The sequence below is a fragment of the Aeromonas sp. S15(2024) genome (assembly GCF_041402265.1).
In the GTDB taxonomy this organism is placed as follows: domain Bacteria; phylum Pseudomonadota; class Gammaproteobacteria; order Enterobacterales; family Aeromonadaceae; genus Aeromonas; species Aeromonas dhakensis.
Genome location: NZ_JBGLQY010000001.1, coordinates 832,737 through 847,346, shown reverse-complemented (window position 1 = coordinate 847,346; position 14,610 = coordinate 832,737). Strand labels below are relative to the sequence as shown.

Genomic DNA, 14,610 nt, shown 5'->3' with positions numbered 1-14,610 from the left:
CAGTATTCTTGCCACCCGACAGTCGTTCAACAGGATGTTATCAGTTCATGTCGTCAACCGCGCTCAGTCATCTCTCTTCTGCCAACCAGACACCGCTGTTCTTTCGTCTGGACGTGCGCAGCCAACGGCTGGTCGCGTTGACCGATGTGATGCAAACCCCGCTCTACTGGCTCGATGAGCCCAGAGGCCCCTGGCCGGCCCAGTTGCCGGATGCGCTGCGCCTGCCTATCGAACAGTTGCTGGCCAGCGGCCATGGCGGCAAGCTGGTGCTGCGCTTTGCCGGCCAGCAGTGGCACATTGCCCTCTCCCACGAACAAGATGCCTTCTGGCTCATCTGCCTGCAGACCCTGCGCCAGGAGCCGGTGGCCGACCTGGCGCTGCAACTGCCACGCCTGAGCCAGATGGCGAGCCAGCAGCAGTTTGCCGCCATGCTGGAGGCCCTCAAGGAGAGCCTGGGGGCCGATCGCCTCATCCTCTGGCACTATCAGGCCAACGGCCCCCTCGGCAGCGAGCAGCTGACCCCAGTCTTTACCCTGGGGGCCGACGAGGTCGCCGCCATTCGCGGCGACAGTCGCTACATCCGCGCCCTGCGCACCCGCAAGTCCCTGAGCTTTTCGGAAGCCGCGCACCAGCCCATGCTGAGCCAGCACTACTATCTGGCCAATGCCGGTGTGAGCTCGCGTCTGGACGGAGCCTTGCTGGAGCAGGAAAAACTCATCGGCGTGCTGAGCCTCGAATTCCTCAACGCCACCCCGCTGAGTGAAGAGATGCTGCAGCTGGTACGTCACAGCGCCCAGTTGCTCGGCCACTGGCAACCTGTGCCGGAACCGGTCCAGCCCGCCGTGCTGACGCTGCCTGCCGAGCTCACCCTGCTGACCGGCATCGCTTACTGCCGCGCCCTGGTGAGCTGGGCCATGGGCATCAGCGGCGCCCGCATCGGCTGGATTGGCGAGTACCAGCCGCGCGGCCAGGATCTCTGGATGATCCCGCGCTGCGTGCTGGAGGGGGAGACCTTCTCGGTGCTCAAGCCCATCCAGATGGACCCGGGGCCTGGCCAGGAGCTGTTCCAGCACGGCCAGGCTGTCTATGTGGAAGACCTGCCCCTGCGCTATCCCCAGGCCAGCCAGTTGCTGGCACTCAATGCCCCCGTCTATGTCGGCATTCCGCTGCACGGCTCGCAGGGCGCCCCCATCGGCCAGCTCACTCTGCTGCTCGACACGCCACTGGCCGACCCCATGCCGCTGCTCGACGCCCTCAGCAGCCAGCACGAGCGGGCCGCCGTCGAGTTGCAACGATTGGCCGCCGACGATGCGCTGCGGCTGGCCGAGGTGGCCTTCAACACCCACGACGGTCTGCTGGTGATGGATCACAAGGGGATCATCCTCAAGGTCAACCGCTCCTTTGGCCGCATCACCGGCTTTGCCGACGATGAGATGATCGGCCAGCATATCGTCCGGCTCAGGCCCACCTACTATGGCGATCACCTGGCGCAGGATGTGCGCGAGGCGGTGGCGGCCCAGGAGTTCTGGATGGGGGAAGAGCGCTGCCTGCACAAGGATGGTCACCTGTTCCCGGTCCGCTTGATGGTGAGCGGGGTGCAGGATGAGCACGGCGAGATCAGCCACTATGTCTGCAGCTTCTACGACATCACCCAGGAAAAGGAGGCGGCGCGCCACATCGAGCAGCTCGCCTACTACGACGATCTGTGCGGCCTCTACAACCGCCGCAGCCTCAACGACATCATACAGCGCACCCTGCAGGAGGCCAGCGGCCAGTGGGGCGCCCTGCTGCTGCTGGATCTGGACAACTTCAAGTCGATCAACGACTCCCTCGGCCATGCCTGCGGCGATCTGCTGCTGCAGGCGGTGGTGGAGCGGCTCAAGACCCTGCCCCAGGACAACCTGGTGCTGGCCCGCATCTCGGGGGACGAGTTCGCTCTGCTGTTCAGCGCCCTGGGCCAGGGTTATGTCACCGCCAAGATCCTGGCAGAACACTTCGCCCGCGAGCTGATGGGGCTATTTCGCATCCCGTTCGACATCGAGGATCACAAGCTGCACTGCAGCGCCTCGGTGGGGATCAGCCTCTTCTCCAGCGAGGACAAGGATCACCTGGTGCTGATGCAGCAGGCCGACACCGCCACCCACATGGCCAAACGATCCGGCCAGGGCAACTATGTGTTCTTCAGCGAGGCCATGGCGGAGAAGGAGAAGAGCAAGCTGGCGCTCAACAACCAGCTGCGCGACGCCCTGCGCCACCACGAGCTGCAACTGCACTATCAGCCGCAATACCGGGTCGACAACGGTGCTCTCTCCGGCATCGAGGCGCTGCTGCGCTGGCAGCGCAGCGACGGCAGCATGGTGCCGCCGGCAGAGTTCATCCCCATCGCCGAGGAGACCAGCCTCATCCAGGACATCGGCTACTGGGTGATGAAAACCGCCTGCGCCCAGTACAGCTTCTGGCTCAACCGCGGGTTGGCCATTCCCCATCTGTCAGTCAACGTCAGCGCCCGCCAGTTCCACACCGCAGGCTTCGTGCAGCAGGTGGAATACATATTGCGCGATACCGGGGTGCCCCCCTCCCGCCTGCTGCTGGAGGTGACCGAATCCGTGGTGCTGGAGAACCGGCTGGAGAGCATCGCCAGGATGCGCCAGCTCAAGGAGCTCGGCATCCTGCTCTCCATCGATGATTTCGGCACCGGCTACTCATCGCTCGCCTATCTGCGCGATCTGCCGGCGGACGAGGTGAAGCTCGACAGAAGCTTCATCCAGACCCTGGTGCACAGCGAGCAGGACAAGGCCATCGTCAAGGCGATCCTGGAACTGGCCAAGGTTTTTCGTTTTACCGTCACCGCCGAAGGGGTGGAGGACGAAGAGCAGCTTGCCATCCTCAAAGCCCTAGGCTGCCAGCATTATCAAGGCTTCCTGACCAGCAGGCCGCTCACCGCCAAAGCCCTCGAGAGCCTGCTGGGTGCCCCGGCTCCGGGCTAAACATGTAGGATTTATAGGGCTTTATGTAATAAAATAACGGCCTGCTCGAATCATTGGAGTCGTCTATGTCTGTCATTAATCGGATCCCTGCTGTCGAAGTCAGCGGCACCGCCGCTGAAACCAGTGTGACCACCGATACATCCGGGGTCATTGGCCGGATCCATTCCGTTGAAACCTGCGGCACCGTCGATGGCCCCGGAATACGCTTCATCGTGTTCATGCAGGGCTGCCTGATGCGCTGCAAGTACTGCCACAACCGCGACACCTGGGACACCCAGGGCGGCCGCGAGGTGACAGTGCCGGAGTTGATGAGCGACATCACCAGCTATCGCCACTTCATGAATGCCTCGGGTGGTGGCGTCACCGCCTCCGGTGGCGAAGCCATGCTGCAGCAAAATTTCATCGCCGAACTGTTCGCAGCCTGCAAGGAGAAGGGCATCCACACCTGCCTCGATACCAACGGCTTCGTGCGCCACTACGACGAACAACTCGACAAGGTGCTCGACAATACCGATCTGGTGCTGCTCGACATCAAGCAGATCAACGACGACAAGCACATTCCGCTGACCCACGTCAGCAACAAGTACACCCTGGAGTTTGCCCGCTACCTGGCCGCCAAGGGCAAGACCATGTGGATCCGCTATGTGGTGGTGCCGACCTGGTCGGACGACGACGAGAGCGCCGAAGGGCTCGGCCAGTTCATCGCTGAACTGGGAGAGTGCGTCGAGAAGGTGGAGCTGCTGCCCTATCACGAACTCGGCAAGCACAAGTGGGACGTACTGGGCGACACCTATGATCTCACCGGGATCAAGCCCCCCAGCAAGGAGACCATGGACCGCGTCCAGGGCATCCTCGCCAAGTACCACAACAACGTCAAATACTGATAGCTCAGGGGCTGGCCGGGAAAACGCCAGCCCCTTTCACATCGGGCCTCGCCCACCTGCATGCCGTCACCGGACAAGGATCTGCCATGAGTGAAGGACAAGCCGCCGCCCTGCTGCTCTGGGTACTGTTGCTCACATTCAGCCTGCGTGGCACCTTGCTGCGCACCCTCCACGACCATCCGCTCTACCAGCACCTCTGCCTCGGCGGCGCCATCGTGCTGGTGCCGCTCTGGACCCTGCGGGCCGGCCTGCACGACGGGCTGGAGGTGCACTTTCTCGGCCTCACCAGCCTGACCCTGCTGCTGGGCTGGCGCCTCGCCCTGCTCGCCCCCTGCCTCACCCTGCTGGTCCTCTCTTACTTCAGGGTCATCCCCCTGGCCGACATCGGCTGGCAGGCCCTCATCGGCGTGGCCCTGCCGGTCGCCACCACCTGGCTGCTGTTTCTGGCCAGCTGGGCCTGGCTGCCGCGCCACCTGTTCGTCTATCTGTTCGTGGTGGCCTTTCTTGGCGGCGCCCTTTCCATCTCGGTCAAGGTGGTGGCCAGCGCCCTGCTGATGGGCCTTAGCGACACCTACCCCTGGTACACCATCAGCGCCGACTACCTCTCCATCTGGCCACTGCTGCTCTTCCCCGAAGCCCTGCTCAACGGCATGACCATGACCCTGCTCGCCATCTACCGCCCCCACTGGGTCAACACCTTCTTCGACCGGGAATACCTGGGCCGCTGAGGGACACGCAGCGACAAAAAAGCCCGCAAATTGCGGGCTTTTTTTATGGCCATTACACGGTGCGGGGGCGCAGGTGGGCGTGCCAGCGGGCTTCCCACTTCTTGAACAGCCAGACGATGACGAAAGTCAGCAGCATGTAGAGCAGGCCGGCGGTCAGGAACGCTTCGAACGGACTGTAGTAGCGGGAGTTGATGATCCGCGCGGCGCCGGTCAGATCGACGATGGTGATGATGCCTGCCACCGCCGAGCCCTGCAGCATGAAGATCACCTCGTTGCTGTAGGCCGGCAGTGCCCGACGAAACGAGTTGGGCAAAATGATCCGGGTCAGGGTCTGCCAGCGGGTCATGCCGAAGGCGTTGGCCGCTTCAATCTGCCCCTTGGGCATGTTGAGCACGGCGCCGCGCACGATCTCGGCGGTATAGGCCCCGGTGTTCAGAGTGAAGGCCAGCAAGGCGCAGAACCAGGCTTCGGCAAACAGATCCCAGGCAACGCTGTTTTTCAGCCACTCCCACTGGGCGGCGCCGTAGTAGATGATGAACAGCTGCACCAGCAGCGGGGTGCCACGAAAGAAGTAGATATAAGCCCAGATCGGCCCCTTGATCAGCCAGTTGCGGCTGTTGCGCAGGATACCGAGCGGCACCGCCAACATCAGCCCGAGGATCAGGGAAGCCGCCACCAGCAGCACCGTGGTGTAGAGGCCCTGCCAGTAGGTGGGCCATTCGGTGAGAATGATTGAGAAATCCATGGCTTACCTCGTCTTTATCGCATAGTGACGCTCGGCCCATTTCAGTGCCGAGGTGGAGACCGCAGTGAAGATCAGGAAGATCAGGGCCACCGCCATGTAGAAGGTGAAGGGCAGCTGGGTCGAACCCGCCGCCAGAGACGCTTTGCGCACCATGTCATCGAGCCCGATGATGGAGACCAGCGCCGTGGTTTTCAGCAAGACCAGCCAGTTGTTGCCAAACCCAGGCAGGGCGTGGCGCATCATCTGGGGAAACAGGATCCGCACAAACACCTGGGTTGCCCGCATGCCGAAGGCGCGGGCCGCTTCCAGCTCGCCCTTGTCCACCGCCAGAATGGCACCGCGGAAGGTCTCGGTCATGTAGGCGCCGAAGATGAAGCCGATGGTGGCGACCCCGGCTGCAAACGGGCTGATGTCGATGTAATCGGGCAGCAGGGAGACCCACTCCTGGTTGGGATTACTCGCCAGCAGGTAATTGTTGTAGCTCTCGTTGACCCAGGTACAGAGGTTGTTGATGAGCACCTGGCCGCCGAAGAACAGCAGCATCATCAGCACCAGATCGGGGATGCCGCGAATGACGGTGGTGTAGGCGGTGGCAAAGCCACGGGCCCACTTGTAGGGGGAGAGCTTGGCCAGCGCTCCCAGCATGCCGAGCACCAGCGCCAGCAGCAGGGAGGCCAGCGCCACTTCCAGGGTGACCCAGGCCCCCTCCAGCAGGGAGGTTTCGTATCCTTTCAAATCAAACATATGCGGCTCCATTGCAACTCATTGAGCAGAATCTTCCGACCCAATATCCTTTCAAACCAAACACATGCAGCTCCATTGCAACTAAGCGGGCCCATCGCTCCCTTGCGAGAGACAACGGGCCCGATGACTACAGACTAGGGTCAACCTGTCGTGATGATTCGCCGCAATTGCGCCGGCGGCTACCGCGGTAGCGCGCCTTCGGGGTTACTCGCCGTATACGTCGAAGTCGAAGTACTTGTCGTTGATCGCCTTGTACTTGCCGTTGGCACGCAGCGCCAGGATGGCGGCGTTGAATTTCTCTTTCAGATCCTTGTCGGCCTTGCGCACCGCGATGCCGGCCCCCTCGCCAAACCACTTGGGATCGGTCAGTTTCGGGCCGATGAACTCGAACCCATCGCCACCCTCTTTCTTGAGCAGGCCGTCGCTGATGGCGGCGGAGTCGGCCATCACGTAGTCAACCCGGCCGGATTTCAGATCGAGATAGGCCTCGTCTGCGGTGCCGTAACGCTTGATGGTGGCGTTGGGGAAGTTGTCGGTGATATAGGTGTCCATGGAGGTGGCGCGCTGCACGGCCACCGTCTTGCCACTCATGAACTCCTTGTCGAGCTTGATCTCGGTGCCCTTCTTGGCGGCGAAGCGGGCCGGAATGTGCTGGTACTTCTGGGTGAAGTCCACCTTCTTCTTGCGCTCTTCGGTGATGTCCATGGTGGCGATGATGGCGTCATACTTGCGCGACAGCAGCGCCGGAATGATGCCGTCCCAGTCCTGCTTGATCAGGGTGCACTTCACCTTCATCTCCTCGCACAGGGCGTTGGCGATGTCGATGTCGAAACCTTTCACCTCGCCGCTCGGCTCGGTCCAGGAGAAGGGGGGATAGGCACCTTCCACCCCGATCCGCACCTCTTTCCACTCCTTGGCCATCAGGCTGCCGGAAGACAGGGCAGTAACCATGGCAGTCGCCAGCATCAGCTTGTTCATGTATCTCTCCTTGATAAAGTCATCGACTGTTGCAATTGCAGATTGTTGGGCTCAGCTCCGTCCATCAATAGATGGAGGAGATGAATTGCTTGAACCGTTCGGACTTGGGATGGGCGAAGATCTCCTTGGGATTGCCCTCCTCCTCCACGCGGCCCTGGTGCAAAAACATTACCTTGTTCGACACATCGCGGGCAAACGACATCTCATGGGTCACCACCAGCATGGTGCGCCCCTCTTCGGCCAGCTCGCGCATCAGGCCGAGTACTTCGCCCACCAGCTCGGGGTCGAGCGCCGAGGTGGGTTCATCAAACAGCATCACCTCGGGTTCCACCGCCAGCGCCCGGGCGATGGCCGCCCGCTGCTGCTGGCCGCCGGAGAGGTGACCCGGGTAGTAGTCGCGCCGCTCCCACAATCCAACCCGGTTGAGCAGGTGTTCCGCCTTGGCAATGGCCTCGGCGCGGGGCACCTTGAGCACCTGGATCGGCACCTCGATGATGTTCTGCATGATGGTCATGTGGGACCAGAGGTTGAAGCTTTGAAACACCATGGCCAGCCGGCTGCGAATGCGCTCCACCTGCCGCATGTCTTCCGGCAGGCGTTCACCGGTGCGGTTGGTTTTCATGCGAATAAGCTCGCCATGGAGGGAAACCGTGCCGGAAGAGGGTGTTTCCAGCAGATTGATACAGCGAAGAAAGGTCGACTTCCCCGAGCCGGAGGAGCCGATAAGGGAGATGACATCCCCCTTGTGGGCGGTCATATCGATGCCCTTGAGCACTTCGTGGGTGCCGAAATACTTGTGCAGATCACGAACTTCCAGTGCGGCAACGTCGCTCATCCATTACAACCTTGTCTGTCCCTAGACGCCGCTGGGGCGTGACTCACGCCATCGCTTATTTAACAAAAAGTTAACCGATGGCAACCTTCAGCGAAAATATCACTCGGATAGTCAAAAAACAATACAGAACCGAGGTCTTTGGTGTTTTGTCTGTATTTTTATTGGCCAAACAGGTATTTTTCAGCACTTTGTCTGCATAAAATGCTAATCACACCGGTTCGACGACACCGCCTTTTTATACCCGCAGCGCACTACTGGCAAGAAAATTCCGCCCATCATGCCATAAGGCAGCCGAAGTGGCTTTATTCACCACCCCCGCCCTCGCATCCCGTTGAAAAATCGCCGACTCGCGCCGTTTTCGGGTTGCACCAGGGTGGGTAGATGCCCCGAAACGGGGCCTCATTTCATACCAGAAACATAACAAATCGATAAAAAAGTTCCGGATGAGGCAGGCAAACACACAAATATGTGACACAGGGCCAATAAGTGATGATAAGGTGTCATTTTTGTCAGTTTTTGTGATCGAGGCCCCGATGTTGCTCAATGTGTTGCTGATCCTGCTGCCGCTGGTGATCGGCTATCTGGTACCCCTCTCCTCCGCCCGTTTGATCAAGCTGGTCAATCAATCGCTGGGCAAGATGGTCTATCTCATCTTGTTCCTGATGGGGCTGGGGCTCGCCTACGTGGAGAACCTGGGCAGCAACCTGGCGGTGATCTTCAAGGTGGCCGGCGTCATGCTCGCCGCCATTACCCTGTGCAACCTGCTGGCCCTCTGGTGGCTGGACCGGCGCTCCCCCCCTACGCATGAAGCCAGCGACGGCCAGATGCCGAGCAAGCTGCACCTGTTGTGGGAATCGCTGCAGCTCTGCTTCGTGGTGCTCGGTGGCGTCTTGCTGGGGTTGCTGGTGGACCTGCGCGCCCTGCCCATCGACAAGTGGAGCGAGTGGGCGCTGATGTTGCTGCTGTTTCTCATCGGGGTGCAGATGCGCAACTCCGGCATGCGGCTGCGCCAGATCCTGCTCAACCCCTGGGGCATGAAGATCGCCGCCACCGTCATCGTCAGCAGCTGGCTCGGCAGCCTGCTGGCCGCCCAGTTGCTCGGCATGCCGCTGGCCCACGGCCTGGCCCTCAGCTCCAGCTTCGGCTGGTATTCGCTCTCCGGCATCCTGGTGGCCGACAAGCTGGGCCCTGTACTGGGCTCCGCCGCCTTCATCAACGATCTGGGGCGCGAGCTCATCGCCATCCTGATCATTCCGGTGCTGATGCGCCGCCACCCCTCCGCCGCCATCGGTTATGGCGGCGCCACGGCCCTCGACTTCACCCTGCCGGTGATCCAGAAATCCGGCGGCATCCAGGTGGTACCGGTAGCCATCGTCTCCGGCTTTATCCTGAGCCTGCTCGGCCCCATCCTGATCCTGGGCTTCCTGGCCATCTGATCTCGACCCACTGACTGGCCCACGGTCAACAACAACAAGCCCGGCACTGCTGCCGGGCTTGTTGTTTAAAAGAGGAGTGGCCTGACCTCACAGATTCCCCATCAACTCCGATATTCAGCTGCGCCAGCGGCCGCCGCTCATCACCCGCTCGATGGTGAGCGTGTCGGGGTCGATCAGCAGCAGATCCGCATCCTGCCCCACCGCCAGCGTGCCCTTGGCCGCCAACCCCAACGCCCTGGCCGGATTGGCCGTCACCACTGCCAGCGCCACCTCCAGTGCGATCCCCTTGCTGCAGCTCTCCACCATCGCCTGCCACAGGCTGCCTATCTGGCCGCAGCGCAGCTCGATGAGGCGCCCCTCGCCGTCGAAGCGCGGCAGGCTGGCGTTGGCGTCCGAACTGAAGCTGATACGCTCGGCAGGCACCCCGGCCGCCAGCAGCGCCACCAGGGCGTCGGCCGCCAACAACTCACCATCGTCCAGCAGGTCCGGGAAGCTCGAGGTGGTGAGATCGACCCAGCCGCCGGCCCGGCCCCACTCGATGGCCTCGGCAAACAGCCAGGGATTGCGGTTGCAGTGGGTGGGGTAGAGCTGGCGCAGCGGGATATCGGTGCCATCGCGCAGGGCCCGCAGCGGTGCCAGCGCCCCGCGCCCGTCCCCCAGATGAAAGAAGCTGACCCCGCTCTTGCCCGCGAGCAACCCGGCCACCCGCGCCTCGCTCACCAGGCGGGCCAGCTCGTGGTGGGTCGGCGCGCTGGATCTGTGATCGCTGATGGCCACCTCCCCCACCCCCAGCACCTCAGGGATGAGCATGATGTCGGACTCCACCGTACCGGTGAGGGTCTTGACCGGCAGATGGTAGGAGCCGGTATACATGAAGGCGCTCACCCCGGCGGCGCGAAACTCGCGCACCTTGCCGAACACCTGGGCCGGGCTGCGCGTCAGGCTGTCGGTGCCAAGCGCCGCCACCAGGGTGGTAACCCCGGCGCTCAGCGCCTCCCTTGCCGAGAGCTCCGGCGTGCGAAAACCAAAGCCCCCCTCGCCGCCACCGCCGGTGATGTGGGCCAGCGGATCCACCAGTCCGGGCACCAGATAGCGGCCGAGACCATCCACCCGCGTCAGCGGCCAGTCGGCGGGGACAGACAATCCCTGCCCGAACCAGGCGATGCGGCCATCGGCCACCAGCAGATCCTGGCGGCCAAGCGGGGTCGGGCCATAGAGTTCGGCCCCTTCGATCAGGGTCAACATGCGGCATGCTCCTCGTGAGGTTGATGTGCGCCGTCAAGCGGCAGCCATGCTGCACTCTACCCAGCCGACGGTCAGGGAGGGAAGCACTTCCTCACGGCCAGGCGGCCGTTTTCATAGGCAAGGGCCGCCGGATCCGCTAGGCTCAGCGGCAATCCCTTTGGCTGGTTCCCCCCTTCATGAACTATCTGGCTCACCTGCATCTGGCAGCCCATACCCACAGCTCCCTCACCGGCAACCTGCTGGGGGATTTCGTCAAGGGCGCCCTGCCCACCGGCCTCGCCGCACCGTTTGACGAGGGGATCTGGCTGCACCGCAAGATAGACGCCTTCACCGACGGCCACCCCGAACACAGGGCTGCGGTGGCCTGCTTCGAGGCACCCTGGCGCCGCTTTGGCGGCATCCTGGTGGACATGCTCTACGATCACTGGCTCAGCCTGCACTGGCCGCAGTTTCATGACGAGGCCCTGCCCCACTTCCTGCAGCAGAGCTACCGGCGCCTGCTGGCAGATGCAACCCAGCTGCCGGAGGGGCTGCCCCTGCCCCTCAAACGAATGGCAGAGCAGGACTGGATCGCCTCCTATCAGCGCAAAGAGGGACTGGCGCAGGCCCTCAACGGCATAGGTCGCCGGCTGCGCCGTCCGCAGCCTCTGGGAGAAGCGCTCACGACCCTGGACGCGGCCCGCTGGCAGCAGTGCGAAGAGGGCTTTCTGCGCTTCTACCCCCAGCTGATGCAGTTCAGCGTGCAGCAGCTGGCCCACTATCGTGGCGGGGATGAACGGCCGCAGCCATGAGTACCCCGCGAAATGACGGCAAACACACTCTCTTTCGCTCCCTGTATTTCACGGGAGCATAACTCCGGTTGAGCTGGGGTAAGGAATATTTGCTTGGTAATGACCCTTGATGGAAAAGATTTCATTCATTGAATATATATTTTCATATATCGCTCTGGCTGTAAAAAATCAACATCAATGAAGGCTCCACATAAATGGTGCCACACCAGTTCTGACTGACATTATTTTCATATCAAAACGCCTGTCGAATGCCGCTGCTATTATCCATGGCCTCCATAATAATAAAAAAGCCATTGACTAGCCAGCATTAATTATTACCCTCACGGTAATGGATATGCTTCATTTAAAAACCGCTGACATATTCATTGCGAGAATAATATTCTCGATATCTGTCAATTGTAAGATTTTACAATAGCGATTAAAACCTGGAGAATTATGATAATGGAGATCAGGCATTCAACATTATGGATGGCCGTCAGTGCCATGCTTCCATTGATGGCGCATGCAGCCACCCCGCTGGATATAGATGCTCGCTGGAAACAGGAAGCCGTCATTACCCACCCGGATCATGCGCGCTACCCAAATACGGCAGCGGCAATTCAACAACAGCGCAAAAATATTTTCGACTGGCGCACCCAACACCTGCAAGTTGGCATGTCTTCGATAAGCGGAGAAGATGAGCTGATGACCAGCCCATTCTATATCTGCGAAATAGAATCGCTCTACAATATTCCGGGTGGCGCAGCCATTACCTCGGATATCATGGGCCCGGGTAATCAGCTTCCTCCCGCCACAAGCTGCACCAGGCGGGTAGCCAGAACCATCGCAGATAAAATACCCGACATGGACCCAAATAGCGGTTGGGAGCTCCTCAAATTCAATCTTGGCTACAAGATGCAGCATTATGTCAATGCGAAGTCCGCCTGGTCAGCCGATGGGGATGATGCATTTTCAACCAATCAATACCCCTACCTCATTCTCTACAACCGGATGACGGCAAAACTGCGGGTGATGGGATATTTCCCCGGCTATGCCATAGGCACCGGCGTTGCGGTGACGCTCTCCACCACTGGCAAATCCAAGCTCTTTGACAGCAACCAGAGCGCGGATGCCCGATTCTACTCCAGCAGCAAGACCGGCTTTGGCGCCATCAATAACGCGCAGGATGGTGGCTGGGGGGTGACCGACTTCCAGGTGAATCTGGATCCCTGTTCCGCCGGTTCAGATGAGATTGACTTGAACATCAAGATCAGTCCAAAAGCGATCGCCAATGTTGAACTGTATGGGCATGCCACCGGTATCTCGCAGAATATCACCGACGAGGGTATCGGCGATCCGGCGGCCTATCTGATGGACGTCTCGGGTAGCTTGAGCGACAACCTGGAACAGGCCGGCAATTATACCGTCAGCAATCTCTCCGACCTGCAGAATGTCTTCGGCGGCATCAACGACTCCGCCACCTCCAATGCCGTGGCCAGCGATGCCCTGGGTGCCGCAGGCGACTTTCTGGGCGGCATGATGGAGCTGGCCCCGGGGGGAAGCAGTGTAACGGCAGGCTTCAAGGCACTGGCCGGCACCCTGTCTGGCGTGGGATCCATCTTCGGAACACAGGCAGCGGCCGTGCCCGGCTACAGCCCAATCATTCCACAAATCTCCTTCTCGGAGGTGTATTTGCGGGGTGAAACGACCTCCTCAGATCCTGGCATCACGGTCAAACTGAAAATGCCGGGCAGTTTGTCCACCGCCTGGCAAGATTTTGGCGAAAATGGTGCCAGTGATATCTCGTTCCCGCTCTATGATGAGCCCATGGGCTTGTTCACCCTGTTGACCACCCCGAAGGTCCGTGTCGACAAGACCTATAGCGATCGCTCCAGCTCCCAGGGATACAAGCTGGTCACCACCTTCATCCCCTCCAACGTCGTGCTGGCAAGCAATGCCAAGTCGGGCTTGACCATGAGTGGCTGGAACACGACCGAGAATACCGGCGTCAATCTCACCGGGAGATTGAAGATCAAATATCTGGTCAGTGCGGATGTCACCCCGCAGTTCACCAACCTTCACGATATAGACGGCAATAATGACAGCTTCTCCTATGCCGCTATGTCTACCAATGGCAGCAGTTCCAAGCTGTATACCGTAGTCACCGATGACGTGCCCTTGATGTATTTGTACGACCGCTTGAACAGCAAGCGCCCGAGCATTTCATTCCAAGGGGGAAAAGGGGTTGTGGATAGCATCTCCCTGATCGTTACGGCGAAGAATAATTCCGCCACCCTCCATGACAATATCTTGAATAAAGACATTGCCATGGTGAATAAAACGGACGCCGAGGGGAAATTCGTTCCCTATTATTTGACCATGAAAGAGTATCCCGCCACCTTGAGTTATACCAAGGACACGCTGGATCCGGATAGCGATGCCAAGCGCCTGATAAATTCAGGACAACTGGGCAATGTGACGCTGACTCCCAAGCAAGGTCTTGATATTCGTCTCGGTGCACCATCAAGTCAGGTCACCATAAAGAACTATTGCGCTGCAGAAGGGGAATATAACAAGCCCCATGAGGTCAGAAGCGATGGCACCTATGCCATCTATGCCGATGAAGACATGGCTTATTATACCTATGACCCCAAACAAGTCAGTCAGTCTCAAAACAACTACCTGACTCTCGGCGCCGATGGTGCTTACAATCCTGCCATGACCTGGGGATTTCTCTCATTCAACCTGGGTGAATATGTTGCCAAATATGGCAACAGAAAACCTAGCTCGGTTTCATTGAGAATTGAACAGTACGATCCCGGCACCATATATATTTCCAGTTACTGGAGTTACTACTTCTTCAGCGCCAACGCCTCAACCTGGGCGATGCGACAAAACAGCTGGAAAGAGTACCGGCCCAAGTTCAGCGACCAAATCACCTACTCCAGTGAACAGGTGGCCTGGGTTGATGTCACTGACTTGTTCAATGCCGCCCTGGACAGGGCAAAAACGGGGAGTGGCAATACCTATGAACAACCAAGATTGAGCTTCACGCTCGATCCCGGTTATGCCAGTTTCTACGATAAATATGTCTATACCTCGGAGGCAACCCCGGCCAAAGCGCCCCAGCTGACCATTCATTTCTAAGCGAACGGCAAGCGTAGCCAAGGCCCCTCAGGCCATAAAAAAGTCCCTGCCAAAGCAGGGACTTTTCATTTGGATGCGCGCTCGCACTGTGGTCGCAGCGACAGCCCGTTT

The 14,610-nt window shown here is 60.0% G+C and carries 11 protein-coding genes; 6 read left to right on the top strand and 5 right to left on the bottom strand.

Translation table 11 applies throughout. The features are described 5' to 3' along the window. The first annotated feature begins 47 nt into the window (after positions 1-47). The 3 genes from ACB033_RS03980 to ACB033_RS03970 all read left to right on the top strand — a co-directional run bounded on the left by ACB033_RS03980 (position 48) and on the right by ACB033_RS03970 (position 4,599). A complete protein-coding gene (locus ACB033_RS03980; protein WP_371140347.1) occupies positions 48-2,987 on the top strand; it encodes an EAL domain-containing protein in 2,940 nt (979 codons plus the stop codon). A 65-nt stretch (positions 2,988-3,052) separates the two neighbouring features. Next, entirely contained in the window at positions 3,053-3,871 is an 819-nt protein-coding gene (gene pflA / locus ACB033_RS03975) for a pyruvate formate lyase 1-activating protein (protein ID WP_017765948.1), read from the top strand. 86 nt (positions 3,872-3,957) lie between these two features. After that, positions 3,958-4,599 (top strand): energy-coupling factor ABC transporter permease, encoded by a 642-nt coding sequence (locus ACB033_RS03970; protein WP_336290388.1) that lies wholly within the window; start codon positions 3,958-3,960, stop codon positions 4,597-4,599. A gap of 52 nt (positions 4,600-4,651) precedes the next feature. Here ACB033_RS03970 and ACB033_RS03965 read toward each other — a convergent pair whose 3' ends face one another. From ACB033_RS03965 to ACB033_RS03950, 4 genes are all read right to left on the bottom strand, one after another. Continuing rightward, entirely contained in the window at positions 4,652-5,344 is a 693-nt protein-coding gene (locus tag ACB033_RS03965) for an ABC transporter permease (RefSeq protein WP_011705577.1), read from the bottom strand. A gap of 3 nt (positions 5,345-5,347) precedes the next feature. Then, a complete protein-coding gene (locus tag ACB033_RS03960) occupies positions 5,348-6,088 on the bottom strand; it encodes an ABC transporter permease (protein ID WP_011705576.1) in 741 nt (246 codons plus the stop codon). A 204-nt stretch (positions 6,089-6,292) separates the two neighbouring features. Beyond that, a complete protein-coding gene (locus tag ACB033_RS03955) occupies positions 6,293-7,066 on the bottom strand; it encodes an ABC transporter substrate-binding protein (protein ID WP_371140346.1) in 774 nt (257 codons plus the stop codon). 64 nt (positions 7,067-7,130) lie between these two features. Then, on the bottom strand, positions 7,131-7,901 hold the full coding sequence (locus ACB033_RS03950; protein WP_005299631.1) for an ABC transporter ATP-binding protein: 771 nt from the start codon (positions 7,899-7,901) through the stop codon (positions 7,131-7,133). A gap of 533 nt (positions 7,902-8,434) precedes the next feature. Between ACB033_RS03950 and ACB033_RS03945 the strand changes: the two genes are divergently transcribed. Continuing rightward, the gene (locus ACB033_RS03945; protein WP_010634358.1) at positions 8,435-9,337 is read left to right on the top strand and encodes a lysine exporter LysO family protein; all 903 of its coding nucleotides are present in this window, start codon (positions 8,435-8,437) and stop codon (positions 9,335-9,337) included. 114 nt (positions 9,338-9,451) lie between these two features. Here the strand turns inward: ACB033_RS03945 and iadA are convergent, their stop codons facing one another. Next, entirely contained in the window at positions 9,452-10,582 is a 1,131-nt protein-coding gene (gene iadA, locus ACB033_RS03940; RefSeq protein ID WP_139725626.1) for a beta-aspartyl-peptidase, read from the bottom strand. Positions 10,583-10,758: 176 nt separating this feature from the next. Between iadA and ACB033_RS03935 the strand changes: the two genes are divergently transcribed. Further along, positions 10,759-11,373, top strand: a complete 615-nt coding sequence (locus tag ACB033_RS03935) for an ACP phosphodiesterase (RefSeq protein ID WP_139725627.1) — start codon at positions 10,759-10,761, stop codon at positions 11,371-11,373. 843 nt (positions 11,374-12,216) lie between these two features. Beyond that, on the top strand, positions 12,217-14,499 hold the full coding sequence (locus tag ACB033_RS03930; RefSeq protein ID WP_139725665.1) for a hypothetical protein: 2,283 nt from the start codon (positions 12,217-12,219) through the stop codon (positions 14,497-14,499). Positions 14,500-14,610 lie beyond the last annotated feature (111 nt).